This window comes from Micromonospora sp. NPDC048063 (assembly GCF_043202855.1).
Classification (GTDB): Bacteria; Actinomycetota; Actinomycetes; order Mycobacteriales; family Micromonosporaceae; genus Micromonospora.
Map to the genome: position 1 here is coordinate 78,779 of NZ_JBIDBG010000022.1, position 25,857 is coordinate 104,635.

At 67.9% G+C, this 25,857-nt stretch carries 24 protein-coding genes; 6 read left to right on the plus strand and 18 right to left on the minus strand.

Translation table 11 applies throughout. The features are described 5' to 3' along the window. Positions 1-215: 215 nt before the first annotated feature. Together ACGFZ2_RS31050 and ACGFZ2_RS31055 are read left to right on the plus strand one after the other, a co-directional pair. On the plus strand, positions 216-1,697 hold the full coding sequence (locus ACGFZ2_RS31050; protein WP_393459811.1) for a hypothetical protein: 1,482 nt from the start codon (positions 216-218) through the stop codon (positions 1,695-1,697). Positions 1,698-1,848: 151 nt separating this feature from the next. Then, on the plus strand, positions 1,849-2,313 hold the full coding sequence (locus ACGFZ2_RS31055; protein WP_393459814.1) for a GNAT family N-acetyltransferase: 465 nt from the start codon (positions 1,849-1,851) through the stop codon (positions 2,311-2,313). 1,150 nt (positions 2,314-3,463) lie between these two features. On the opposite strand, the gene ACGFZ2_RS31060 is transcribed toward ACGFZ2_RS31055, so the two are convergent. From ACGFZ2_RS31060 to ACGFZ2_RS31090, 7 genes are all read right to left on the minus strand, one after another. After that, positions 3,464-4,276: a class I SAM-dependent methyltransferase gene (locus tag ACGFZ2_RS31060; RefSeq protein ID WP_393459817.1), complete on the minus strand. Its 813-nt coding sequence runs from the start codon at positions 4,274-4,276 to the stop codon at positions 3,464-3,466. A gap of 458 nt (positions 4,277-4,734) precedes the next feature. Continuing rightward, on the minus strand, positions 4,735-5,937 hold the full coding sequence (locus ACGFZ2_RS31065; protein WP_393459819.1) for a histidine decarboxylase: 1,203 nt from the start codon (positions 5,935-5,937) through the stop codon (positions 4,735-4,737). Continuing rightward, entirely contained in the window at positions 5,934-6,623 is a 690-nt protein-coding gene (locus ACGFZ2_RS31070; RefSeq protein WP_393459822.1) for a hypothetical protein, read from the minus strand. Before ACGFZ2_RS31070 ends, ACGFZ2_RS31065 begins: the two co-directional genes overlap by 4 nt. Positions 6,624-6,942: 319 nt before the next feature. Further along, positions 6,943-8,388 (minus strand): APC family permease, encoded by a 1,446-nt coding sequence (locus tag ACGFZ2_RS31075; RefSeq protein ID WP_393459888.1) that lies wholly within the window; start codon positions 8,386-8,388, stop codon positions 6,943-6,945. A gap of 11 nt (positions 8,389-8,399) precedes the next feature. Beyond that, a complete protein-coding gene (locus tag ACGFZ2_RS31080) occupies positions 8,400-8,711 on the minus strand; it encodes a hypothetical protein (protein ID WP_393459825.1) in 312 nt (103 codons plus the stop codon). Positions 8,712-8,878: 167 nt separating this feature from the next. After that, positions 8,879-9,547, minus strand: coding sequence for an N-acetyltransferase (locus ACGFZ2_RS31085; RefSeq protein WP_393459828.1), 669 nt, complete (start codon positions 9,545-9,547; stop codon positions 8,879-8,881). Positions 9,548-9,549: 2 nt separating this feature from the next. Further along, positions 9,550-10,704: an FAD-binding oxidoreductase gene (locus ACGFZ2_RS31090; RefSeq protein WP_393459831.1), complete on the minus strand. Its 1,155-nt coding sequence runs from the start codon at positions 10,702-10,704 to the stop codon at positions 9,550-9,552. A gap of 545 nt (positions 10,705-11,249) precedes the next feature. Between ACGFZ2_RS31090 and ACGFZ2_RS31095 the strand changes: the two genes are divergently transcribed. From ACGFZ2_RS31095 to ACGFZ2_RS31105, 3 genes are all read left to right on the plus strand, one after another. Continuing rightward, a complete protein-coding gene (locus ACGFZ2_RS31095) occupies positions 11,250-12,140 on the plus strand; it encodes a helix-turn-helix domain-containing protein (protein WP_393459891.1) in 891 nt (296 codons plus the stop codon). Further along, on the plus strand, positions 12,133-12,318 hold the full coding sequence (locus tag ACGFZ2_RS31100) for a DUF397 domain-containing protein (protein ID WP_393459834.1): 186 nt from the start codon (positions 12,133-12,135) through the stop codon (positions 12,316-12,318). The genes ACGFZ2_RS31095 and ACGFZ2_RS31100 overlap by 8 nt, the downstream gene beginning before the upstream one ends. A gap of 433 nt (positions 12,319-12,751) precedes the next feature. Continuing rightward, positions 12,752-13,015, plus strand: a complete 264-nt coding sequence (locus ACGFZ2_RS31105) for a helix-turn-helix domain-containing protein (protein WP_393459837.1) — start codon at positions 12,752-12,754, stop codon at positions 13,013-13,015. Here ACGFZ2_RS31105 and ACGFZ2_RS31110 read toward each other — a convergent pair. Both ACGFZ2_RS31110 and ACGFZ2_RS31115 read right to left on the minus strand, forming a co-directional pair. Continuing rightward, a complete protein-coding gene (locus ACGFZ2_RS31110) occupies positions 12,993-13,376 on the minus strand; it encodes a hypothetical protein (RefSeq protein WP_393459840.1) in 384 nt (127 codons plus the stop codon). The genes ACGFZ2_RS31105 and ACGFZ2_RS31110 overlap by 23 nt on opposite strands. A 443-nt stretch (positions 13,377-13,819) precedes the next feature. Continuing rightward, positions 13,820-15,118, minus strand: coding sequence for an IS110 family transposase (locus ACGFZ2_RS31115; RefSeq protein ID WP_393459843.1), 1,299 nt, complete (start codon positions 15,116-15,118; stop codon positions 13,820-13,822). A gap of 225 nt (positions 15,119-15,343) precedes the next feature. Here ACGFZ2_RS31115 and ACGFZ2_RS31120 point away from each other — a divergent pair, with 225 nt between their 5' ends. Further along, positions 15,344-15,661: a helix-turn-helix domain-containing protein gene (locus ACGFZ2_RS31120; RefSeq protein WP_393459846.1), complete on the plus strand. Its 318-nt coding sequence runs from the start codon at positions 15,344-15,346 to the stop codon at positions 15,659-15,661. A 215-nt stretch (positions 15,662-15,876) separates the two neighbouring features. Here ACGFZ2_RS31120 and ACGFZ2_RS31125 read toward each other — a convergent pair whose 3' ends face one another. From ACGFZ2_RS31125 to ACGFZ2_RS31165, 9 genes are all read right to left on the minus strand, one after another. After that, positions 15,877-16,785, minus strand: a complete 909-nt coding sequence (locus ACGFZ2_RS31125; RefSeq protein WP_393459849.1) for a helix-turn-helix transcriptional regulator — start codon at positions 16,783-16,785, stop codon at positions 15,877-15,879. Positions 16,786-17,208: 423 nt separating this feature from the next. Continuing rightward, positions 17,209-18,456 carry a hypothetical protein gene (locus tag ACGFZ2_RS31130; RefSeq protein WP_393459852.1) on the minus strand — a complete coding sequence of 416 codons (1,248 nt, stop codon included), beginning with the start codon at positions 18,454-18,456 and terminating at the stop codon, positions 17,209-17,211. Between the two features lie 248 nt (positions 18,457-18,704). After that, positions 18,705-19,040, minus strand: a complete 336-nt coding sequence (locus ACGFZ2_RS31135) for a hypothetical protein (RefSeq protein ID WP_393459855.1) — start codon at positions 19,038-19,040, stop codon at positions 18,705-18,707. 412 nt (positions 19,041-19,452) lie between these two features. Beyond that, positions 19,453-20,634, minus strand: coding sequence for a restriction endonuclease (locus ACGFZ2_RS31140; protein WP_393459858.1), 1,182 nt, complete (start codon positions 20,632-20,634; stop codon positions 19,453-19,455). A 286-nt stretch (positions 20,635-20,920) separates the two neighbouring features. Then, positions 20,921-21,550: a hypothetical protein gene (locus ACGFZ2_RS31145; protein ID WP_393459861.1), complete on the minus strand. Its 630-nt coding sequence runs from the start codon at positions 21,548-21,550 to the stop codon at positions 20,921-20,923. Then, on the minus strand, positions 21,498-22,181 hold the full coding sequence (locus tag ACGFZ2_RS31150; RefSeq protein ID WP_393459864.1) for a hypothetical protein: 684 nt from the start codon (positions 22,179-22,181) through the stop codon (positions 21,498-21,500). Before ACGFZ2_RS31150 ends, ACGFZ2_RS31145 begins: the two co-directional genes overlap by 53 nt. Continuing rightward, positions 22,178-23,773, minus strand: a complete 1,596-nt coding sequence (locus ACGFZ2_RS31155; RefSeq protein ID WP_393459867.1) for a type IV secretory system conjugative DNA transfer family protein — start codon at positions 23,771-23,773, stop codon at positions 22,178-22,180. Before ACGFZ2_RS31155 ends, ACGFZ2_RS31150 begins: the two co-directional genes overlap by 4 nt. A 146-nt stretch (positions 23,774-23,919) precedes the next feature. Next, positions 23,920-25,047 carry a hypothetical protein gene (locus tag ACGFZ2_RS31160; RefSeq protein WP_393459870.1) on the minus strand — a complete coding sequence of 376 codons (1,128 nt, stop codon included), beginning with the start codon at positions 25,045-25,047 and terminating at the stop codon, positions 23,920-23,922. Between the two features lie 443 nt (positions 25,048-25,490). Then, positions 25,491-25,652 (minus strand): hypothetical protein, encoded by a 162-nt coding sequence (locus ACGFZ2_RS31165; RefSeq protein WP_393459873.1) that lies wholly within the window; start codon positions 25,650-25,652, stop codon positions 25,491-25,493. Positions 25,653-25,857 lie beyond the last annotated feature (205 nt).

Consider the following 25,857-nt stretch of genomic DNA (forward strand, 5'->3'; position numbering starts at 1 on the left):
GGCCTAATCTCGATCACCCCCTGACCTGTCGTGGTGCGCCAGCGCCGGGTCCGCGCGCACTGCGGAAAGGCTCAGTGATGGCCCAGCATCGAGAGACCCGCCTTGCCCGGTCCCGGGCCCGATACACAGGCGAACTTCACAGCGAGGCCCTAGCCGGGATCCGCGAGCACGGCCGCCGGTATGGTGCCGTACCCGCAGCGATCGACCCCGAGCAGATGCTCCTCGACGCCCGCGTGGTCCACACCCTGGCCGCAGAGTTCGGCTCCCACTCCCCCGCCGATGCCGGCGGCCCCCTCGGGCTCGCCTCCGTCACCCCAGAACCCACGCGCCTGACCCTTCGCCCGGCACCGGCCTCCCTCGACCGGGTGGTCACGGCGCTGCTGCGATGGGACGAAGGCGACGGCGACCTGTACGGGCGGCTCGGGCTACGGGCCCGGCTCGACCCCACCGGCCGTCGCCTGGTTATCCGACACCCTCAGCTCGACGGCGAGGTGATCCTGACCCCGGCCACCGGGCCCGGCGAGGACCCCGGCATTGCGGCCGGCCGGCTCCGCACGGTGCTCGACCGGCTCCCGAAACCGCCCTCGCTGTTCGGGCCTGACCCTTCGGCACTGTTCGAGGATCCCCTGCCTGGCCCGGTTGACCGGGCCATTCGGGCGTCCGCGGCTGACTGGAGCACTATCGCGCGTCGAATCGCGCTCCTGGCCGATTTGCCGGTCATTGACCTCAGCGCTGGCCCGCCCCCGGCCGAAACGCTGACCGGCCCCCATCCAGACGCTCTGACGGCGGCGTCATCGCCCCGACCAGACCCCACCGGCCGCCGCTATCTGCTGACTCCTGAGATCGAGGCTGTGCTCGACGGACACGACCTCCGCGGTGTGGTGTTTGACCCGGACCTGTGGACCTGGCTCTACCAAGAACGCACACCCACCGGGTACTGCGACTCATGCGATGAACCGATCGACGCGCGCCGCGAGGACACCAACATCCAACTCATCCTGGCCGCGTACGACCCGGACATGAACCCGATGACAAAGATGCTGTCCAGCAAGCTGCACCACCCCGGCTGCCACCCGTCCGAGGTGATTTGGGCCCGCCCCGTGCTCCTTGAATCGACCGACGCGTTCTACCTCGCGGTGCCTGGGTACGAGGAAAAGCCCGGCGAGTACCGATGGAGCGTGCGACCGGTGGTGCTGTGGGAAGACGGCGCCCCCGTGGGCGACGACCAGGACGACGAGGAGGTCTCCGCGTGGGCCGCCTTCGTCCTGATCGGACAAGTCATGGAGACCCACGGGGAGCCAGTACGCGCCTGGCAGGATGCCCTGACCGAATATCTGCGCAGCCTCGGGTTTTCCCCCGTCGACAGCATCAGCGGCGCGGACGGATGGGCTATCCGGATCGCTACAGCCGACGAGCGGCCATGGCTCGCGGTACGCCAACCCGTCGACGCCAACGGCCCGCGTGACCACCTGTGGCTTGGACCCGTCGAGCCGTCGGCGCGATGGCTCGAACTCGCCCGCCACCGGCAGCGCGTGCTGCTAGTTGCTGGTCCCGACCAACTCAACCCGCATGACTTGTTTGCGCTGAGCGGCCCAGCCGACGCGGCCGAACGGGTCGACGTCGTCCACGAAGCGCTCGACGACCTGTTGGAGGGCGAGGTTCTCCTTACTGCGGTGGCTGGGGTCGTACCCGAGTAGCCGCGAACTGATCCGTCAGTAGCGCTCGTTGAGCAGGGGCTCATGCGCGGGCATCTGCCCGACGAGCGGTACAGGCGGTACCGAAGCGCCTCAGCTACGAGACGGCTCCCTGCCTGAGCATCGGCAGCTCTTCCTGAGGCAGAATCACGGTATGAGCCTCACTCTGGTTGAACTCGATCGTCCAGTGGGCGAGCGGTTTTGGTTCCCGTTCACGTACGAGGAAGCAGGCCTCGGATTCAACAACCAATGGTGGTACGGAGACCCCGTCGATCCCCATTCCAAAAGCGTCTTTCTGCGAGTCCTAGAGAACAACAACGAGGTCGCGCGGGTTCATCTGGACAACGAGGTCGAAATCGATCACTACGCCGACGCTCCGCCACTTGGAGCCACCGCACTTGAGATCCAGTTCATTGAGGTGCACGACGATCACCGCGGCCGCGGCATCGGCCACGCTGTCATCGACCTCCTCCACAACCGCTACCCAGACCGTCGGCTCGTGGCCTTCTCCGAGGGCGCCGACGGCTTCTGGTCATCTCTCGGTTGGCGTCGGCACCTTCACGCCGATCCCGAAGAGGCGTCGTTCTGCCGACCACTCTTCATCCAGCCACAGGCGTAACACACTGCCGCCGCGCGGACGAGCCTCCCGGGACCCTACCGGGCCCCATCGGCTCGTGATGAGCCTGGCGGGGCGGTGCCGCTGCCCCTGCCGGGTGCGCGCTCATCGGCAAGAAGCCAGATACGCCATACGGTCGATGCCGGCTCGCACGTAACGGGACGTCACGATGGCCGCCCGTCCGTTCCTGTGGGTCTCGCTGAATCCGGTGGCCGGCTCGCTGACGGTTGAAGGCTCGGACGTGGCTCCGCCATCTGCGCGAGGCTGTGCACGTTCAGCTGTACCTCCCTGTGCACGTTGCCCGTACGCCGACACCCGTCGCCCACGCGCGATCCCCGGCGGGCCCTGATCACCCGCTCGTGGAACGGTGCCGGCGACATCGCATCCCGATAACAGCGTGATGCCGCCGGCATCATCTTCCGGGGATGGCACGGTGAGGTGGGCGGAGTTATCTACGATCGCGCAGGGCACGCGCGTCGTCGCAGCGGAGCATTAGGTCCAACGCTCGTCGGCCGTGGTCGGTCAATGCAGTCGTAAGAACACGCCGATGTGGCACCTGACGCAGAAGCCCCGCGGCCAGGAGCAGGTTGACGGTGTCCCGGACGGAACCCTCCGGGACCGTCGCCACGGTGTCGTACAGCTCCCGCACCGTCCAAGCCTGCGCCGGGTCCCCCAGCAACGCCTTGTAGACGCGACGTCGGTTGTCAGGCACAGGCTGAGGAGAAATGCTCACCGGCCGCGCCGACACGGCCACGACGAACGCCGAACAAGAAAGGACGACGATATCCGCAGCTTCGGCCCTCCGCGAGGAACCAGACGGGCCTTTGCCATTCGACGCTCCCGAAGTAGATCGACGATTGTTGACAGACGAGCGGCTGCGAGCGGGATGGTGGACGGGGGGTCATGCGTTCCCGGTTCGGGCACGAGTGCTGGCAGTTAGGCGGCTGGCGCGGCCGGCGTCGGGGAGTGGAGGAAGTGCCCGCCGCCGGCCGCTGGCCGGTGGTATCCCTGCGCGCGTGGGACCGCTGACAGGGCAGGCCAGGCAGTCATTCGGGTTGACTGCCGCCGTTCCGAACCTCGGCACCTGGGTGCGAACCACTGCCGGGTCTGGGGCATTCACCAGTGGGCGGAAGCGTCCGCACCCACTGATGGGTCAGGTATCTGCTCTCCGGGCATGGACCGCCCCAAATTGGAGGGAGCGCAGAAGCAGGTTGGGGCTGGTCATGAGGTCGGCGAACTGGTCCAGCTGCGCGTCGGTGAACCCTTCCTGCAACAGGGCGTCGCGGAGGTCCCGGGCGGCGCCGGCCAGAAGCGCACACCCCGGTCCGCCGCCGGTCCACGTCTCGGTGCGCTGGACCGTGCAGACGTGGTCCATGCCGCCATCGAGCAACCAGGGAGGGGCGTCGTTGACCCAGTTCAGGTGCCCGTCGAAGCCGATGATGGTGGCGATCATGTCGTGCATGACGTTGTTGACCAAGGCGGCGTCAGCTTCGTCGTTGGCCCGGTAGACCATCGGCGGCGCATAGGTGAGCTCGCCGAGGACCAACCACCCGCCGGGCCGCAGCAGGCTGATCAACTGCTTCAGGACGTCCGCCGGACGGGGCAGCTGCTGTAGGCATCGAGCGTTGATGACGTCGAAGCTGCCAGGGTCACCCGGCAGTCTCTCCCCTGCCAGGTTACGTTGATATACGTCAATGATGTGGGTGGGGTTGAGTAGCCGTGTATCCGTGTCCACTGCGGCGACCGAACCGCCGGGGCCGACCAACTCGGCTAGGTGGGCCGTGATTGTGCCGTCGCCAGCGCCTACATCTAACACCCGCTGGCCCGGCTGGACTCCGACGGCGGCCAACTCCCGGCGAATGATCGGGTCGAACGATGCGCGTAGCCGCATCAGCCACGGCTGCTCAGCTCGGGCTCGTTCAGGCTGAGCGGCGGTGCCGGGCGGGGCGGTGGCGGGGTTGGTCATGGAGCATCTCCTGTCGAACGAAAGCGGCAGTCATGCCTGCTAGTGAGGGCTCGTGCAGCAGAGGATGGGTGTTAGCCGGGTTATCGGCTGGGATGCCGTTTGGCTACAGCGGTCTGCTGCTTCGGGGCTCTCCGTACTGGGCTGGCAGCTGGTGAGTGAGGATGTCGAGGGCGTCTCGCGCCTTTGGGCAGGGCGTCAAGGCGAACTGCCCGAGGTCTTCGCAGCCGTGGCATAAGCCGTCATCGCCGCCCCGGTGGACTGTGAACGTGGTTCGGGCCCGCTCGATGACGGTGTGGTCTACCAGCGGCGGCTGAGGGCCAGAGCGTGCGAGGAGAATGCGGGCAGCAGGCCGGCGCTGGTGTTGGTGCCGTACCACAGGTACTCCGGGTAGAAGACGTAGCCGGGTAGTCATGGTGATCGCCTTCGTGAAGCGGTAGACGGTGCCGGAAGAAGAACGGTCAGTGCCCAGCGGTACTGACGTCTGTTTCGGGTGAGAGCCGGGGCTGCGGGATCCACCTCGGCGGTGCGGCGGCGGCCACGTCGGCGACGAACGCGTCGATCTGGCCGCGAGTGATGCCAGGCATGCAGATGATGTGGCTGGTGTCGCCGTCGGTGGCCAGCAGCCACTTCTTTCGTACCGGCTCTGGTGGGGTGGGAAGGACAACGGTGAACGCGTGGGGATGCCGCCAGGCGGGCCAACCGGCGGCGGTGAGCTGGTAGACGGCGTAGGCAGCGAGGGTGCGTGCTTCGCTGGCACGCCACCGGTGTCCCTCGCGGCCGTGGGTGGCGATGGCGTGCCACAGCAGCGCGGCGGCCAGGCCGCACCGGGAACCGGTGATCGTGGTGTCGACGGTGTCGGTGTAGGCGACGTGGCTGCCGTGGCGGCGCGCACTGTCGCGGATGAGCACGACCCCGCACGGGGTCGGCGTGCCGAGGAACTTGTGGCCGCTGATCGCGATGCTGGCGGCATCATCGAAGCGCAGCTGGCCGTCGAGGGCGAGGGGGATACCGGACAGGGCCGCGTCGATGTGTAGGTGCCCGGCAACGCCGTACTCGTCGAGGACGGCACGGATGCGGGTGCTGTCGTCCACTGCCTCGGTGAGGGTGGTGCCGGCGGTGGCCACCACAATGGCGGGCCACCGCCGACGCTTGCGGACCTGCGCGGCCAGATGCGCGTAGTCCATCTCACCGTCCGGGCGGGCGCTGATGACCACGCCGCGCGCCCCGAGTATCTCCACCGATTTGGGGATCGAGTAGTGCGCGGCGGTGGAGTAGTAGATCCGCGCGGTGGGATAGCGGCGGTGGGCGGCGTGCAGGGCGGACAGGTTGCCTTCGGTGCCGCCTGTGGTTACGTAGCCCCACCGGTCGTCGGTTGGCATGGCCAGGATGTCGGCGACCCAGGCGATGACGGCCCGCTCCAGCGCGCGCGTGTGAGCAACGCCGCCCGGGTCCCCCGGGTCGCCGATGTTGTTCCACAGCCGGCCACCGAGGCGGGCCATGATCTCGGTCTGGTCGAGGTCCACGGCCCCGGGGAAGCCGATGCTTGTCGCTGTGGCGGCGTCGGCCTCGCATACCAGGTGGTCGAGGACGGCGGTGATGTCGAGCGGCGAGTGGTTGAGGTCCGCGGCAGCGGTGAGGCTGAGGGCCGGAGTGTGGGTCACGCCGGCCGCCTGGCGAGCAGGTGCGTGGCGAGGATGTTGTTCAGCGCGATGAGCTGCCGCCACATCAAGCGGGTCTCGTCGTCACCCTGCTCTGGGAGGTTGGAGTAGGGATTGTGGTAGGTGATTCGATCGGGGTCGAGGGTCTTGTTGCAGCGGATCCCGTTGTCGCCGATGCGGGCCTCGGGATCGCGGTCGATGTGCATGGCGGTGCCGTCGACCATCGCCGCGTAGCACTGGCCCTTGAGGTTGAAGGCCGACATGTAGCGGCCGGCGGCGGCCGCGTCGCGTAGCGTTGCGGCGACCTGGTACCAGCGTCCCCGGTCCGAGTCGAGGGTGCTGACGCCCACGCCGACGTACGTGGCGCCTGCGGGCAGGGTCATGTCCCCGCCGTTGACCATGGAGCCTTGCGGCCCGAGAGGACTCCAGGCACGCCCGAGGGTGGCGATGTTGTCCGCTGCCACCTCCCTCAGGTCGCCCAGCAGGCTGGGTAGGTTGTCGGAGTCCGGTGACTGCGGCCAGGTTCGGGTGGCGGTGTACAGCTTGTAGCCATGTGGCTCGGCCAAGGCGTCGCAGGTGAAGAACAGCATTACGGCGTGTGGGCTGACCGCGTCGCGCCGGCCGAACGCCTGGTCAGCCGCGATCATGTGGCTGGCGTTGGCCCGCTTGCACCGGTACGCGATCTGCATCCGCAGATCAGCCTGGCGGCGGGCCCCAGCCGACGGCTCGTCATCGAAGTGCCTCGGCCCGTCTGGGGACAGGGGCGGACTCGGGGGCTGGGGCTGGGGCGGGGGCGGGGGAACGGCGGCGGCCGGGGGCCGCTGGTGCTCGGCAGGAACCCGGGCGGCCCCGTATCCCGGCGGCGGGACGTGAGCCACAGGCCCCTGCTGGCCGGCGGGCGGCACCGCCGGCGGGTGAGCCGGCCGCCAGGTGGGGTCCAGGGGATCGACGCCATAGTGCCCACCATGTGAGGGCATGGCAGCGTACGTTCTGGTCATCGCTTCCCCCTCAGATCGAGATGCTCATGGCATCGGGCACGGCGTGGGTTTTCGGGGTGCCACGGCCGATGCCGGCGTAGACCTCGGGTCGCGACTGCCGCAGACTCGCCGCCCAGATCCCACCGATGACAGCGGTGGCGGCGAGGATCGCGGGCAGCAGGAACGGATACAACGACCCGGGCGCGGCACCGAGCAGCGAGCCGACGTTGCCGACCATCAGGGCCAGCACCACCACCCCACCGAGCACACCCAGCATGGGCGCGAGCCGCCACTCCCACATCCCGGGCCGCTGCCCGCGCACGCTGGCCGGTGCCCGCAACGCGGCCACCGAGGCGGCCAGCAGCAGGCACAGCAGCCCCATGGCACCCAACGTCGACGCCCAGGTGAACATCACCGTGACGGGGTCAGTGCCGCTGAGCGCGAACGCGCCCACCACCACGGTGGCGATACCGGTCTGCGTCAGCGACCCGCCGCGCGGTGCGCTGACGCGAGTGCCGCCGCTGGCCCGGGCGAGGCCGGCGGGCAGGACGCCTTCGCGGGCCATCGCGAACACATACCGCGCAATTACGGCGTGAAACGCGAGCATGCAGGTGATGGCGGCGCCGATCAGCATCAGCTGACCGAGGAAACTCCACCCACCGCCGAGACGGTCCAGGACCGAGAACGGCAGTCCTGCCGCCGGATCAGCGGCCACCTCGGCGACGGACCGCGGGCCGACCGCCACTCCCATCGCCCACGCGGCGACCGCATACACCCCGCCGAGCACCAGTACGCCGCCGACGGTGGCGCGGCTGACCGACCTGCGGTCGATGGCCTCCTCGACGAACGACCCCACACCGTCGACGCCCATGAACGCGGCCACGCAGAAGGCGACCGCGCCGCCGATGCCGCTGACCGCCAACCCCGAGGCGTTGAAGCCCTCCCAGGACAGCCCACCGTCGGCCGGCTGTGCGACACCGGCTAGCACGAACGCGGTCACGATCAGCAGGGACACCGCCAGCACGGCGACCAGGACCCGGGTGGACAGCAGGATCGCCCGTACGCCCAGCACCCCGACCACCGCTAGGGCGATTCCCGCCCACACCCACCAGGCGCCGCCGAGATGCGCGGCGATCGTCGCCCCGAACAGCCCGTACAGGCTGGTCTGAATGGCGTTGTAGGCCACCAGGGCGACCAGGCCGGCGGCGACGCCCCACCCACGACCCAGGCCTCTTGCCAGGATGCCGTAGTAGGCCGCCGGATGCCCGACCTGACGTGCCATCGTCGCGTACCCGGTCGCCAACAGCGCCACCACCCCCGCGACCAGCAGGAACGTCAGCGGCAGCGCGACGACCTCCGTGGTCGCGTAGATCGCCACGATGCCACCGGCCAGCACCACCATCGGCGCTGACGCCGCCGCCCCGAACACCGACAGCCCGAACGGAGTCACCGTCCGCCGAGCGAGGCCCACCTGCACATGCGTCGACTTCACCGCCACTCCCCCTGGTTCGGTGAGTTCGGGCACGACGTCGTCCGGCAGCCGTCCACCGGGTGCTGGTTGACGTCTGCGGCGTTGGCGGCCACGAGGTACACGGCCGTCGGCCGTACCGGACCGCTACGCCAGTAGCCTCCGTCGCGGTCGAGCTGGCGCTGCGCGGTGTCGGCGTCGGGCGTAAACCCGAACAGGTCGTGAGTGCCGTCCGGCCACTCCCGCCGGATCGCGTACCCCCACGCGTAGGCGTCCGACGTCACGTCTCCCGCGTCCGTGACGGCGGCACCGATGCGTGCGGTGGTCAGCAAGGCCGGCAACCACCGCCCGGCCCTGAGCCTTCGAGGTGGAGACGTGATGACGGATGCGGTGGCTGTGGACAGCATGAGAGGTGCCTCCTTTGATCGGCGCAAAAGGGTGGCCCGCTGGCCGCGAGGTCATGGCCAGCAGGGTGAATGAACTGGTGTGCCCGGTGCGGTCAGGGAGAACGTGGTGATGCCGCCGGCATCACCCCACCGAGAAACGGTGTCGCGATGCGGCGCAGCCGTACCCGACGCGGTAACCCGCCGAGCTGCGCACCGTCGGGCTGGGACCGCCACATCCGCCACAGGACGGGGCCGCCAGGCTCTAACAGGACTGGCGACCGCGGCTGATAACCGAGTTGAGCAAGCACACTGTCCCGGGGCTGATCACTGCTGATCTCCGAGTACGCCGGCAGCCCCTCGGAGTCCAAGACCCGGTGATAGCTGGACAGCAACGCCCTGCTGGCCCCGTCCTGCCCAGGGCGAGCCGCGAGATGGGCGAGGTAGTGATGCGGCGTGTGCGGAAGGACGCCGTTGGCACAGGCGCGGAGCAGGCCAAACCGAGCACCGAACAGCTCAACTGAGGATCGCGACGGGCTGATGCGCGGGTACCAGACAGCGACGGCCGACAGGTTGTCGGTCGTATCAACCTGGCCGTGTTCCAGCCCGTGCAGCAGGACGAACAGGAAGTAACGCAGCAAGACTGACCGGCGTCGAGCCGGATCGGGTACCAGCCATGCGGCGACCGTTCCGTCCACGAGTGCATCAGTGAGCACTGCGGCGAGCACTCGGGCGTCGCCGCTACCAGCCCGACGAACTGCCAACCCGGCCTCTGCGACCTGCACAGTCAGCTCCCCAGCGTTCGATGATTCGGCTTCCGATGGCCGCCGACGGCGCTACGGCGCAGGAATGTGGGAGCGAGATGTAACCGGTCCGAAGCAACACCCGCAGCGGGCAAACGGAATCGTGCTGCCTCAATCAAGCCCGGAGGGCCGCAGACGTAAACGGCCTGTCCCGGCCTGTGGTGATTCAGCGTCATGGTGAGCAGGTCAGCTTGACTGGCCGCGTCGACTTCGCTGTCGTGCGAGAACGCGAGCACCACTTCGAGCCAGCCGTGGTGTGCCTCCCGCAGCTTGTCGAGCGCCACCGCGTCGTAGAGATCAGCCACGGTCCGCGCCCCGACGACAAGCGTCACCCGCCGCCACCACCCACCGGCTGCCTCTTCCACCAGCGCCCGGAGCGGTGCCAGCCCCGTCCCTCCTGCGGCAAGTAACAGATCGGCCTCGCCGGCTGCATCCAAGGACAGGCCCGTGTCGAGCGCTGGGCCAAGCCACAGCATCTCTCCTGGCAGGACCTGCTCTACCAGCACAGGCGAGACGACGCCTTGGGCGACAGCGCGGACGTGCAGCTCGACGGTTCCATCCGGCCGAGGTGCATTCGCCGGCGAATACCAGCGCCACACTCCCGGCCGTCGCGGCGTGCAGACGGCGATGGCCTGCCCCGGGAGATAGCGCAGGCGCTTCTGTGGCCTAACCGTCAGCGTCGTCACACCGTCGGCTGCCTTGTCGCGCGACTCCACCTCCGCAAACGTGAATGGTGGGCCGCTTCCCATATGCCCGGCTGCCCGATTCGCGAGGCGCAGCGCCCGACGGCACCCTAGCTGCCATGCTGCGGCGAACTGCGGGTCCCACAACGATCCAGCGAGGTGCCTGATCGTGCCGACCATCGCCGCCGCGATGACAGTGTCGTGATAGGACTGCAATCCGTAACGTTGGTACGCCCGACCGAGAACGGCGAGCAGCGCCCGTCGACCGGCCGGATCATCTCTCCGCGCGATCAGCTGGCCAAGACTTGCAAGAAACACCGGAGCCGCCGCTTGCGGAAGGAACCGGATGCTGCGGTCCTCCAGATGAGCCCAGAAGTAGTCCGAGGCCCAGTCAAGCGTCGCTTGAGTCAACCCCCACGACAGGCCAGGCTCGCCGCTGCTGCGTACGCCCTTCACCTGGAGGTCCTTGTCGCAGCCGAGGTCGGCGCGTTGGAGCCTCCACAGCCCGGACACCACTGGCTGACCCGCTTTCGGCTGACCCACCCGGTGACCATCCCGGCTACCAAGCCGAGCACCAGCGCGCCGACTGTTAAGGCGTAGCTCATGCTTCCTCCCAAGCCTCGGCATCAGCAGCTCCCGTCGAGATGGCTGTAAGGCCAGCTAGACGGGGTCGTGATCGCAGTGGCATGCGAGACCGCTGCACCCCAGCCTGCCGATTGGGCGCTACGGCCTGCTCCCTTGCTGGGAGCACCGACATGGACCAAGAGCGGTCTGTCTTCGTCAGCTGCCACTCACTTACCGTGCCTAGCCATCGTCCGATGCTTAGTAGCAAAATGCAATACGTCCAACTGCACGAATCAAAGAGGTACCCTCACTCTTCTAAGATTTAGTCTGCCCAACGTCAGAGACAACCAGGCAGTTTGCATAATCCAGGAGGGCGCGATTTACTTTTGATGCCTGCGTCCACCAAAGTTGTGACAGGGAGGCCTTCAGTGACGGACATGGTCGGCTCAGCTCTGCTGAGAAGGCACATTGGACGGTTGCTCGCCGCGCTCCGACTCGAAGCTGGCTACAGCCAGGAGCGGGCCGCAGCGGAGTTGCAGCGGAGCAACACGACGATCCACCGCATGGAGGCAGGAGATCCGCGGGTCAAGTTCAGAGACATCGAGATCGCGGCGATGTGCGACCTCTACAAGGCAAGCCCCGAGGATCGCGAGCAGCTCCTCGCGCTCACGACCGAGACGCGCAACGGGGCCAAGAAGTCTTGGTGGCAGGACTACACCGATACAGCCTTGCCAGGCGGGTTCGGGCTCTACGTCAGCCTGGAGAACGATGCGGAGCAGATCCGACAGTACGAGCCGGAGCTGGTACCGGCGCTGCTTCAGACCCAGGCGTACGCGCAAGCGGTGATCAGCGCGCCCACCGGGCTTCTCACCACAGACGAGATTGCCCGGCGAGTCAAGGTACGCCTGGAGCGGCAGATGCTGCTGTCCAATCCAAGGCCACCCCACCTCGTCGCGATCCTGAACGAGGCCGTACTGCGTCGCCAGGTCGGCGGCCCGGTGGTGATGGCTGAGCAGCTGCGTCATCTCCTCGACATGTCTAAAACGCTGGGAGTGACGATCCGAGTGGTGCCATTCTCCGTAGGTGTGCACGGCGGCATGACCTCAGCGTTCACAATCCTCAACTTCCCCACAGCCCCACGCAGCAGGGAGCCGCTGGAGCCTCCGCTGGTGTACGTCGACAGCCTCACTGCGGCGTTGCACCTCAACAAGCCCACCGAGGTCAGGGCCTACGAGCTCGCCTGGGACGATCTGGGCAGCCAAGCACTCGACGAGGAGAAGTCGAGGACGATGATCACTACTGCATTGGAGGCAGCCACCCATGGCTGATCTGACTTCCGCCGCCTTCCGCAAGAGCACCCGCAGTGCCAACGGCGGCGGAAACTGTGTCGAGGTGGCCGACAACCTCTCGGGCATCGTCGCTGTCCGGGACAGCAAAGACCCCGCCGGCCCGACGCTGGTGTTTCCTGACCGCGCGTGGAAGGAGTTCATCGATTCGGTGCGATGACTAGACGTTCCGTACCTCGGTACGACTCCGCCATGTCGTCCTACGCCTAGCCCTCTACCAGCTATCGATCATCTGTCAGGCACGTGGTGCTTGGACGAGACTCCCGGCAGCGCATCCCCAGCTCCGTCGGGAGTCTCCCTGGCCTTCTCCGTCCGAGCCAACAGCGATGTGGCTGTTTGCCAGCTACGCGACTGATGCCGCCGGCATCCCCCGATCGGAGCGGGTTCCATGTTGATGCCGGCCGGCTTCTGCACCTTGGGGTTCGGATCGCCGCCTACCCGTTGTCGGCCGCGACATCGGTAGGACTCCTCGTTTGAATCGGGGTGGTGACAGGACATCCCGGCGCATCGGTAATTGTCAGAGGGGAGCCGGGAGCGCCTTACCCGCGCGAGGGCGCGCGGCCCGGTTTCGTCGACCGGCTCTGTCGGACGTCGTGGGCTCGGCGCCGCTACGTTGGTACATCGGACACCGCCTGGAGGCGCTGAGGCGGAAGACCGGCCTGACGCAGGAGCAAGCGGCGGGACGCCTCCAGACGGGACGCGCCACCATCGCCTGGGTGGAGGAAGGCCATGAGGGCGTCGCAAGCTCAGGACGTGTCTGCTCAGTAGCCGGCGCCTACGCGCCGGCTACTGAGCGGCTAGGTCAGCGACGACGTCTGTCGGCTGGTATCCCCGTCAGAGGTTGTTGTCGATGCTGATGGTGTCCCTCCAGCAGGCGTCCGTGAACTTCGCCCGGTAGGAGCTCCCGTAGAGGCCGTAGATCCGGCGGTTGGCGTCGTCCCTTCCGCTTGCCACCGTCACGCCGGTCCGGGTGTCCCACACCTTCCAGGGCGACCCTGAGCAGGCGTTGACGTATACGTCGACGAAGTGCCGGCTTGAGTTGGCCGGGATGGAGCCGGTGGTGCACGTCCGGTACCAACCCGAGTAGAAGTAGGGGGTGGTGCAGCTTGAGTACGCCGCCTGGGCGGGAGCGGTCGTGGCGCCGAGGGTCGCGGCGACCGCCGCCCCAGTGAGCAGCAGGGCCTGTGCCGGTTTGGACTTGCGGATCATTCCGCGCATGAATACCTCTCTTGGCAGATGACCTTTAGAGGGACCCGGCCGCAGGCGCGGAACGGGGTAAAGGACGGGCCCCACCGAATTGACGTGCCCCGAATGAAACGCTTGCGGCCACCGCCAGCCTCATTGCCGCCGCCAGCGCTTGCCAGCCACTGTGTCTAGAGCTCAGCGCCCTTGGTCCACTCCACAGAGCTGCACGGACAGTAGGCCAACTAGCAGTAGGGCTAAATGCCGACGGCGATTGCGGCGTCTTGATCCAGAAACTGGCCCGATGGCGATTGCGGGACACTTTCGCGATCGAAAGAGGTATGTGTCCGGAGACAAGAGCAGCCACCTGGAAGTTAGCGTTCGGTGGTGGCGGCTCCGCGCCGGTAGCCAGGGCCGCCCCTGGCTCACCCGGTGGCGCGTACTCGTTCGGCCGTCGTCAAGAGGGAGCCGGGAGCGCCTTACCCGCGCGAGGGCTCATGGCCCGGGGTGATCCTAGGCGTTGTCCCGGCTCCCGGCTCATTGGCCGCCCCGCTCAGGTCGCGGTCGGGTGAGGCGGTGAAGGCACGGCCCTCGTCGTAGAGGGCGCGGGTCCGCAAGCAGTGGTGCAGGCCGCCGAGGAAGTGGGCATAAAGGCGCCGTAGCGCCGCGGCGTGGCGGTCGCCAGCGGCGCGCCGGCGGTCGTAGAGGGCTCGGGCGCCCGGGGATCGGGTGAGCGCGGAGAACGCCCACAGGTGGCCGGCCTCGGCGAGGATCGGGTTGGCCTTGCGGCGGTGACTGACCTTTTGGGAGGTGCCGCTGGCCCACGTGATCGGTGTCGCGGCGCAGAAGGCGCGAAGGTTCCGTGCGTTGGGAAACCGATCCGGGTCGTCGCCAAGTTCGGCGAGGATCCGGGCGGCCAGCAGTGGCCCTAGGCCCGGGAAGCTCCGGTAGATCGGCGTATGCGGGTGCTGCTCGGCCAGGCTGTCGATATGCGTCCACAGGGCCTGTGCGCTGGCGAGGGTTGCGTCGAGTTGAGTGAGCAGCGCGGCCGCGTGCCGGCCCATCGCGTCTTCGACCTCGAAGGGCTGGCGCAGGGCGCGGGTGCGGAACAGGGCGTGCAAGCGGGCGGCCTCAACAGCAATGAGGCGGGTGCGGCCGGCAGTGGTGAGTAGCGCTTCCAGGCGGCGGGGGGTCAGCCGGGCAGCCCGGGCCGGCGTGGGCGCGGCGGCTAGGACGAGGCGGGCATCCGGGCGGGTGATCCCGCCGGGGAGGTGCGCCCACGCTGTCACGGCGGCCGGGTAGTAGTCGCGCAGCACCGACCGCAGCCGTCCGGCCACCAGGCTGCTGGCGCGCAGGGCCCGTCGGTGCGCGCGGGTTAGTTCCCGCAGCGCCGCGACCTGTGGTGACACCGCCGGCACGGGACGGTGGGCGTCACCGTCGACCCGCAGAATGTGCGCCAATAGGCGGGCGTCGCCCCTGTCCGACTTCTTCCGCTGTGACGTGAGCCGGCTGCGGTAGTTGGCGACCTGGGTAGGGTTGAGCACCACGACGGGTTGGCCCGCCTTGCGTAGCCCGGCGACCATCAGACCCCGGCCGGTTTCGATCCCAACCGGGATCACCCGCCGGTTGCGTCTCACCTCGCGGAGCGCCGCCAGCACCTGGGACAGCCCGTTGGCGTCGTCGGTCACGCGCACATGGCTGACGAGGTGACCACTGCCGTCGACCACGGCCAAGTCATGATGGCTCTCACCCCAGTCAAGGCCTGCGTAGTACCTCATGCTCCCCCGTGCCCGGCTGCGTCGCTGTTTGGTGCTGGCCGGGAGCACGATCTCGCCCGAGGGCTCGCAGGCCCAGGATCACAAGGGGCATGGCCCGGCCAGCCGGCGTCCGGAGATCACCAAGACCCATGGTAAATAAATTTACCAAGCGTGTCGAGTGGCCCACCTGCGATTCGATCAACACCCTGGCGAGGGCAGAGGCGACGGCATGATGAAGGGGTAGCAGTGGCGCGCAGCCACGGCGAGACAGCGCCCAACACCTACGTCCAGGACGGCGACTGGCCCGAGGCGATCTTGCGGCCCGAGGCGCCAGCCAGCGCCCACTACGCCCAGGAGCTTGCGCGCCGGCTTGCTGCGGAAATGCGTCGTCGCCCGATCAGCAACCGAGAACTGGCCAGGGTCGCCGGCGTGAGCCACCCGACCATCGGCTCGGTTCTCAACGGCGACCGCTACGCCGACCTACGGACCCTTGCCAGCCTTGAAGTCGCCCTCGGCGCCGAGCTGTACCCCGCGGGCATGTTCCAGCGCCTACGAGCAACCTGATCAGCCACCCCCGTCTCACCTGCGGACGTTCTACACCGCATGAAACCTCGAACACCCGGACCGTCGTCAACAACCAACGAACGGCTGGTGCCGCCGGCATCACCCACAAGGCCCTCGCGTCGCTTCACATACGTCCGACGGTGATGCCGGCGGCATCACCAGCCGGGGTCGCGCTACCCAGGAAACGGCGCCCTCCGTTCTTTGCCTCTACCGAATTAGGCGGCGCAGTCACGGGCGGTTGCAGGTGCCGCCAGTGCCGCGGCAGTTAGGACCCCTTCGGGTGCATAGTCCGGCTCCACCGGTACGAGGATCACCATCTTGATGCCGGGATACCCAAGCGGCGAGCAGGTGATGACCTCGACCTTGATCGGTGTGCTGCGGCCCAGAATCCTGATGCCGCGCACAGCCTTCCCCGTGTCCACGACGCTGGGCTCGTTCTCCCAAAACCATCGAGCATGCTCGTTGCCCGCAGTGACCTCACGGATGAGCTGGGCCAGCGCCCCGTGATTGGGCTCGCGCGCATGTGCCATGCGTAGTTGTGCCAGCAGTGACGGTGCCCAGTCCTCCTCCCAACTGGCGAGCTGCCGCCGAGCCTCGGGGTGCGTGAAAGCCCACCGCATTAGGTTGGCGTCGTCCAGGATCAGCCCCGGGAACCAGCTTCCTGCCTGCGTGTTCCATGCACGGACGGTGAAGGTGCTGTCGACAATGAAGGCAGGGCACCGCTGGACGCTTACGAGCCGCTGCACTGTCTGGGTCACCTCTTCTGCGTCGGCGGGCCGCGGCCGACGCACCGGCTGACGTCCGACGGCGAGGCGGTAGAGAACTTCCCGCTCGGGTTCGGAGAGGCGCAGCGCCTCGGCGACGCGGTCGAGGAAGTCGTCGGAGTATCGGCCGAGCCGGCCTCGTTCCAGCTCGCCGTACCAGAAACTGGTGCTTCCCACGACCCGGGCGATGTCGTCCTGGCTGACGGTTTGTCTGCGCCGATGCGGATACCGGACGAAGTTCGGTAGGTCGTCCAGAGTCAGCCGCCGGCGCCAGGCTCGCAGCAACGCGGAAAGCTCCGCTTCGGAACTGCCAATCGGCGAGGGCCGGGTGAGCAGCCCCGAAAATTTGCCGTCCGGCATCGCTACCACCTCCATTGACTCGAAACCGCAGACCAACCACCGGCGCTGGATCGCTTCGCCACACGTCGCCGGTCCGCGACATGAACACCTGAACAGGGGTCTGTCGCAGCAGCAGCGAACCAAGGCAACACCAGAACCCGAGAAGCGTTCCGTGTGCAACAGCGACCTGGGCGATCACCGAGCTGCTCACGGCTGACCTCGGCTGGACCTGGCCCGTCGAAACGGTCAAGGGCACCTCTGCTTGTTTGTGGGCCCGGCCTCCGGGGCGGTTCGGAGGCCGGGCCGAGTCGGCGCGGTGACCCCCCACCCCCACGCCGACCCAGTTGGGCCCGAAGGCCTAAGTTCTGCGGAGGTTGCGAAGGGTTTCCCGCCGCATCACCGTCCGGCCCCGGGTGATGCCGGCGGCATTGCTTGTATGGCCCATCACCCGACACCGTCGGCGCGATCATCGACGGCCGCGCGCCCGCGGTTGAAGCCGGGTATGTCCTTAACGTCCTTCAGGTAGGCGGTGCGAGCGGGTGAGCGGCTGGCCGCACGATTGCCCAACATCCGCACCGCGAGTGAGTGATGAGTGTCGCCCCACACGGCCAGCGCTGTGGCAAAGGCGTCCATCCCGATTGCCAACTGGCCATCGACCGAGCTTGGCAACCTGGCCGACACAGCCTCCCGTACCCGCGACTCCGTGGACTCGGCGGAGACCGCTCGCGCCTGCATGGTGCGTACGGCCTGGTTGGTGATTGAGTTCAGCTGGGACAGCGCCGGCCGGCGGCAAAGTGACTTGACGAGTCTGTAGCTGTAGCTCTGGACACCGCTGGTGCCCCCAGTCCACCTGCTGAAGCTCCAGGCCGCCTCAACCTGCAATGTGGCGAGCAGACCGAGCAGCGGCGACGACTCTCGCAAGATGCTGGTAGCCGCGTCCAGCCGCACCCCACCGTGCAGCGAATGGCCGCTGCTGAGCAGTTTGATGACGCCGCACAAATCCACCGCCACCAACGCGACCGTCGCCTCGCAGGCTTGGAGCACCCGCAAGAACAGGTACTCGTCGTGAACCCGGGATACCGGCAGCATCGACAGGGCTATCGCTCGGCGTTCCTCCCCATCGAGGGAGTCCTCGACAACCTTCCACAACCGCTGCGCGCTCAGCCCATCGATGACTTCCGCCTCGCACATCCCTAGGCGGAGCAGTGCGGGCCGAAGCAGGCGTGTGCCGAGCCGCAGACGCTTACGCGTCACCACGGGGGCGGGCCGCATCTCGGGCAAGGGCTGTTGCTCGTTGCGTTCGGCATCCTGCTCGAATCTCATCGCATCTGCGATCAGGGCCACGACCAGTCGGTCCCGGCATCGCAACGCTGCTGCGGCGTCAGCGACGAGATCACCGTCGGCCACGTCAGGCATTGGCAGCAGATCCATAGCGAGATACGTGCGGTAGTCGTATCGGCCGTCGGCCTTATCAAGCACCACGTTCAGCCAGGAGCGCAGCAGCCGGTTGCTAGCTTGAGTTCCCACCGATGCGGTGGCCACCATCCGCGCTTCGTGCAGGGCCGCTAGCAGCGGCGCTGCCACGAAATGCTTCCCCGACTCCTGGAAGGCGGAGACAACCTCCCGGAACGGAAAGTCGGCGCTGTGCCGGTCCCCTTCCAGCCATTGCTCCACGGCCCCGATGGCGTTCATGCCGCACCCACTCGTCGACGGGCAAGGGCCTTGCCAGCCGTCGCCGCAGCGGGGGCGACGGCGATCTGGCCCATTGCAGGCCCTCCCGAAGCGGGCCTTCCCTGGGTGCGGACCGCCCACAGGCCGGGGAAGTACCTGTGGGCGGTCAGCTCGGCGAGCACTTCCACCCGTGTGCCCTGAGTACCGCGTGCCAATATCTTTCCCCCGTCTTGTCACCGGCCGGACCGTCGCGGTGCGGCCTGCCCGAGTTAGAACCAAGGCGCCTGTGCCAATTGCCAGAGCTCCCGCTGGTCGCGGCGCGCAGAGGCCAACTGCTGCTGAGCAAGCCACGCGCGGGCCTGCTTGCTTCCCAGCAGCCACAGCAGAAGTAGGCCCTGCACCGCCAGGCCCCCGCAGACGACGAGCCGGACCGCGACAGGCAGACCATCGGTAGCCAGTGCCAGAGCGATGCCTGCGGCTGCCAGCCCGACGGCCGCCAACCGCGCGGTCGTGACGTAGCCGGTCTGGAGCGTGGACAAGGCGGCAGTGGCCACCGTGACACTGAGCCCAATCAGGACGACGACGACTCCGATGTCAACGACCATCGCCGAAGGCGAGGTTGAGGCATCCCAGGCGCTGACCAACGCGACCGCTGCCCCAACGGCGGTGCCTGCCGCCATCCAGCACAGCACCGCCACCGCCTGTACCGCCGTCGGAGCGGACGCGACGACCGCTTCTCCCCGACGTCGGACATGCCCCCCCTGCCGACCATGCATCTCTGCCCCCGCAGCTCTAGCGCACTGGTGCTGCCATTCAAGCGCGAGTTAGGCCCCTTAATCAAGTCTGAACGTCTAGTAAATGCCTAGCTGAGGGTGTTGTGTGTGTGGGAAGTCAGGGTGAGTGATGCCGGCGGCATCACTTCATGCCGGCCATGACGGCACCGCAGCGACGACGCTGAGCTGGCCAGGCTCTGCGGTCAGCATCGCCGGCTGCCGCTGGATGGATGCGCTCAAGCGCTCAGTCGGCGTGGTTGAAGCGCCGGGGCGTCCCGTCCCAGGCGTGGTAGAAGCTGCCGTCGTCGGCCACATACACATCGCCCTTGCGTCGGGCAGTGAAGGACTGGTCTGCCGCAGGCAGGGGGCGGGAGAGATCGGGGGATTCCGTGCCCAGCATGGGATCAGAGGGCAGTGGGATGGCAACACCGCTGAGTGGGACCAAGCGGGCAGCCAGGGGAGTTTCTGCGACCACAGCCGCCCAGGCTGAGTAGGTCATCCCGACGCCAGCGTCAGCGACGATGATCTTCGCGCTGCCGAGATTCCAGGATGCTGCCTGTTGCACGAGCCAGTCAGGATTGGGCAGCAGTCCACGACACCATTCGGCAATGTCCTGTCCGTCGGCAAGGTGAAGCGGGATCGCGCTTTGGTTGGTCTGGGCGAACTTTCGGGCTGAAGGCAGGAAGGTGCTTGAGGTAATGAAGAGGCTTCGATCGGCGCTTTGAGCATGAGCCACGCCGAGGATAGAGGCGACCAGTTCGAGGTCGATCTTTTCCCGGTAGCGCTTCACGGACACGACGGTGAGTTGCTGGCCGTATACGGGATGCTCGGTGAGGCGGATGTCGACTCCGCCGTCGTTTGCTCCCGGGCCGAGGACGGTGGTGTAGCCCTGGGCCTCGAACACGGAGGCGCACAGCTCCTCGAACCTGCGCCAGTGGAGATTGGCGAGATGCTCGGGGTGGCGGCCGAAGTGCTCAAAGACAGTGCGGTAGATCGTCGCGTAGTCGGGCGCCACCAGGTGAGCGTGCCACTCGAACGCTTGAAGCGAGGCCAGCCGGGCGTGCAGTTGCAGGCTCAGCGGTGAGTCGTCAGGAACGCAGATTTCGTGTAGGCCAGGGGACGTCGTCGAGAAGAACAGGCCAAGCGAGCCGAACCACTCCCAGAAGTCGTCCTCCCCTTCCGTGCAAAGGCGGTCTTCCACCTGCTGGCTGTTGTTGTACATGATTGCGGCGACCGGCCAGTCGCGCGGAGGCAGGCTGAAATGATCTTGATAGGTCTTGAACCCGATCTGGTCAAGGCTGTCCACCCATCCATGCCGGATGAACCAGTTGCGCACCCGGTCGCCGATGGCGTCGGCCAATGCCTGCTGGCCGCCTGCGTTCAAGACTGCTAACAGTTGCGACGGGGCGGCCGTCTCCTCAGACATGCAGCGAACCTTACCTACCCGCGCTCTGGGGCGAGGACGAGCTTCGCGGTGGCGTCAGCGGAGACCGGACACGCCTGAACTCGTACCCAGGCCACCCCAGCATCCGAGTTGGGACGTTTCTACGTCATGTCTGGCTCAGCGGATCCCGGCCTTCACCTTTCGGCCACGGCAGCCGGGGAGACCGTGGGCCCCGCCGCCCGGCTGCCGTGGGTAGTCACCGAGTCGCCGGTCCCACCGCCATTCACCCTGCGCCTGACAGATCCGCGAGCCAGCAACGACGATGTGGTCAGTCCTCGCTGTCAAACCAGCGCAGCACCTCAAGACTGATCAGTTCGACGCTCGGCCGCCGGGCGAGGCCCCGGCGCCCCCCAGCGCGCTGCCCAGGCGTCATCACGCGATAGGTGATCATCACCGCGTGGAACCCGTCGACGTCGAACGCGGCATACCTCACCCCCTCGCCGGCGGCGGAATTCTGATACGCCGCCCGGTCCAATACGATGTCGCTCAGGCCCCGCAGCAGTGCAGCGACCGTCTGTCGACCCCGACGGGCAATGGCTTTCAGGTCGGATAGAGCCGGAGTCCATGCCACTAGGTCAGCGCTTCCGCGCGGCATCCCGTTCACCTGAAGCACTTGCACCGGGGCCTCAGACAGCCGAGCAAGCCGGGTTAGCTCCAGAATCGTTGTGGGCTGCGGACCGGCGCCGTGCCTCAGCCGTTCGTGGATCTTCGCTACGCCCCACCGATCCACTTCCCTGGCGAGCCGCTGAATCAAAGCAATCCACACGGGCAGCGGGGACAGCACAGCCTCATGTGTGCCGTAGAGGCCGAGGTAGACGACGTCGGCAGCTCCGGAACGCCATGTGTCAAGGTACTTGTTGAGGCCGTCCCTGACGGCCTTCACCGTGGCGGTGATCATGCTTCCCATCCGTGATCAAGCGTTCGATCTCGCGACCGAAACCGTCGTCCGTCCTCAGCGATTCCCCGACCGTCCGCGGGGTGTGCCCCGACGAAATGCACTCTCGCAGCCCATGCTCCTCACGCAGGCGCCGCAGCGCGGGCCATAGGAGGCGATCATGCCAGTATGCGGGCCCGTCCCGGCTCCGCTGCGGTGAACCCCGCTGTGTCCCGAACTCAGACTCATAGGACCCGAGTAGGGCCCACAGCTCGCGGACGACCCCGGGATGGCGGTACCAGCAGGAGGCGATTGCGAACGTCGATGTCGGCAGCTCGTACGCCTCATTGAGCCAGTCGGTGAAGTCCCGGATCCTAATCAGGGCGGCCACCTGGTCACGGCGGGCAAGGCGGTCGAAGGCCCACACCGACCAGGTGATGCCGCCGGCATCACCCTGAGCGGCCCGGCTTCCCCGCCGCAGCCCGACGGGAGCCAGCATGGTGGGAGCCCTCGACGCCCGTAACGGGGCGCGACGGCGGGCGGGCTGGGTCAACGCCGACTCGACATTGAACAGCCTGGTGTCCATGGCCGCGACAGCGTTGCCGATCTCCAGCAGGAGACCGCCGTCCTCGGTGAGGTCGTCGTCCGCGGTCACTCAAGCCGCCCCGTCAGCCGGGCGACCGTTTCCGCGCTCCGCTGCGCTTCATCGGCCCACGGGCTGTCCCAGTACGGCTCGAACTCGGCGACGACTGGCGGCGCCTGACGGTAGATCAACAGGCCGTGTGACGGGGGCAGCTCGCGGATCTGGTGCGGATGCAGGATCGGACGTTCCCGGTCGCTCGCGGTGGCGGAGACGACCTGACCGTGGGCGACCGTGGTAGAGGTGGCAGGGACCTCGACCACCCCGGCGAGGGCACTCATCATGCTCAACAATTCGGGTTCACTCGTGCCACCCATGACGATCTTTGCGGTTGCCGAGCCGAACACTTCAGCCGCTCCCGCCTCCCCCCACCGGTCACGCGCCTGGCCGAGCCCCTGGCCACCGATGGCCAGGGTGATGCCCTGACCGCCCAGCCGTGACATCAAGCTGCCGAGTCGAGGCACCGGGGCAACGTTGCCGACCTCGTCGATGACGCATCGCAGGGGCGGATCCAGCCGGGCCGGCCACCTCCGCTCGGCCGCCGCACGGGCTTGTCTCAGGACCTCGTTGACGAAGGCTGTGATCAGCGGCGCCACAGTGTCGTGGTCGCCGCTGATGACATAGACGGTATCGGTCGAGGTGAGGAGCCGGCTGATGTCGAACGCTTCGCCGGCTGGCGGGCAGCAAGAGTCCAAGACTGTTGGGTCGGCGAACATCGTCAGCATGTCCGCCAAGGTCTTCTTCGTAGAGTCCAGCGGCCCGGTGCCGCGATCCCCCGACGTCGCCTCCTCCAGGGCGGTAGCCCACGACGGGGCCGCCCGGGGATGACTCCGCAGGATCTCCCGCGCCGGCAGAGTCGGGCTGTCCATCCGCAGCGCCCACTGCACCACGCTGCCCATGTCGCGACCGTCGAGTGCGGCGGCATGCAGGAGGCAGCGCAGCACGTCTCGCGCCTGCTTGCGAAAGAACTTGGCATTCGAGGTGTGGGCATCGTCAGGGCTGGCGGCGGCGAACGCCTCGGCGGTGGAAATCGCCACCTGTGGCTGATCGCAACCTGCTACCGGTGACCACCGTAGCGGGTTGGGCCACCCGACGACGTTGCCCGGGTCGAGCACGTGCACCGTACCCTTGGCGCTGCGGGCGAGGTACGTGATGGACAGCAGGTCTCCCTTAGTGGATCCGGCGACGACCGGGCCGGGCGCGCTGCGGACGAGCCCCGCCAGGACAGCTGCGGTTTTGAACGCACGGGGCGGGGCCATGACCGCGATCGAGTCCTCGTGTCGAAGGTAGAGGCGGTGTCCCTCCCCTGCGGCCTTTGCCAGCGGTATCGCCAGCTCCTCCAGAGGTGCCCGGCGTCGGGCGAGGTTCGGACGAGTCTGGGCGGCTGACCGTCGGGCCACTCGCTTACCGAGGTACCGCGCCCACTGCCGGTGCCCTGCCAACCCTTGGCGTCGTCGGCGCTCCCGCCGCGTGCGCCACCAGCCCACGGCTGCTGCCACGCACAGCAGCTCGCCGCCGAACAGCGTCCAGATCAGCGGGGCGGGGGCGACGACCTGGTTGACGTACCCGGCGGCCGGATTGGTCGGCGAGGCCACGAACGCCGCCATCGTCTCACCGATCCCCGGGTGACCAGACGCGCCGGCGAGGAGCCCGGCCAGCAGTACCGCAGCGTGCCAAGCGGCGAACGCCCCGGCCAGAGCAGCTAGCACCCCGAACCCCGACCGAGGCCCGTGCGGAGGTGATGCCGCCGGCATCACTGCCCACCCGTCAGCCGAGGGCCGGTCATGGCCGTGTCCGTATCGGTCAACGCGATCTCGGTCGACGAGCGAAGGTGCTGCATCAGGATCGGCGCGTTGGCCCCGATCCTGAGCAGGCAAACCCCCTGCTGGAGCTGCATTAGGTCATCGAGCAGATGCGGTGGAAGCGAGTACAGACGCACGCACCGGGCTGCATCGTCATGGCGGGCCTGGGCGTACATGTAGACGGTCTCGGCCTCCTTGAGCATGCTCACTGCGGGCGACTCTTCCGGGATGTCGGCGAGGTGGTGCAGCGCCACCACGTTGGCCAAGCCGATGCCTCGTGCCAGCTTGGAGTTGCGCTGGAACAACCTCGCCCCGACGCCCTCGGCCAGGTGCCATCCTTCCTCGGCGATGAAGGTGGTCTGCCATCCGCGGTGACGCCGCAACAGGTTGGTCAACCACGTGTTGAGCACCGTCATGACCAGCGGGATCGCTGGTCCCTCCGTAGGCAGCTGCGATAGGTCGAAGCTGGTGAGGCGGTCAGCGAGGCGGACGTCAGGGCTCGTCGGACCGTCGAACAGGCCCGCGAGGTCATCACCGCAGACCCGCTCTAGGTCGAAGGCCAAACTCAGTGCGGCCTCGGCGAAACGGTCGCGGGTCGCGCTCGTAGCCGGCACCTCACCGAACAGGTCTGCTGGAGGCGCGAGCCGTAGCGCGTCGATCACGTCATCGAGCACGGGCGTTTTCTCGGCGGCTTCGGCCTTGGCCAGAGCACGCAGATGCGCGATGCGCAGGGCCGCTCCCTGCCAGGAGTCAGGCTCGGCGCCGGAGGCGGCGTGCACCACGGCCCGGAGCAGTTGCAGCTGTCCGGCCACCTGAGTGGAGCTTTCCGCCGAGATGCCGATCACGGGGTCGAGCAGATTGATCCGGCTGCCGCCGCGGCCTACCTCAAACCGGATGGGGCTGCCGCCGAGCTGTCGGCACAACTCGCTGTACTCGCCCTCACCGCCCTGATCCTTGCGGTCGGCCACCACGGTGCGCCGGTTGCGGAAGGCCAACGGTCGGTAGACGTAGACCGTCTTGATCAGCGCCGACTTGCCCTTCCCGACGTCGCCGAGCACCACGACGTTCGGCGACGACACCGTCTTGCGTTGATAGGCGCTGAAGGGGTCGTGGTGTACCGGTTGGCCGGTGACTAAGTCGATACCGTTGAGGATCCCGTCGGTGTGGGTTGGAGGCGCGGAGATGGCGGTGCACAGGACCTCGCTTTGCCTCGTGGTGCTCAGGATTCCTGGTACCCGGGGCGCATAGAGGCCGAGGCGGCCCAGTACCGGAGACCTGCGCCACCGCCACGGGGATGGAGCGAGGGAATGCGGCTGCGCTTCTTGCCCTGCGAGGGCGTCCGGTGGCGGTGATGCCGGCGGCATCACCGGGGCCGGGATAGAACCGTCAGCGGTCGGTGACAGCAGGCGGGGTGATGCCGCCGGCATCACCCGCGGGTTCGCGCCCACGGTGGAGGGCGGAGCTGCGATCCGCGGCGGCGGGGGCAGGGTCGGGGGGGCGGGCACGGGTCGGCCAGGTTGTGTCACCGTTGAGCCTCCAGTCCACGCCACACCGGCCACGTGGTGGGCAGCGCGGTGTCGTGGCGCATATCGAGCCAGTCCACGTTGCTGATCCCGCATTCGCCGGCCGCGTCAGTGAGTGCCGTGCACGCGCGGTTCAGCTCGGTCTCGCTGGCGGCCGTCACCGCGAGGTACCCGGCCCACCGAGCGCCGTGGATTCCGGAGCCGGGTTGCAGGTCTGCTAGGCGCTGCGCCGAGGCGGATAGCTGCACGGCCGTGGGGGGGGGGGGGGGGGCCCCCCCGCGGCCGCCCCCCCCCCCCCCCCCGCCCGCGCACGGGTCATCAGCGCGGGCCCGGGTGGGGGGCCGCGCCCGCCGCCGGCGCGACAAC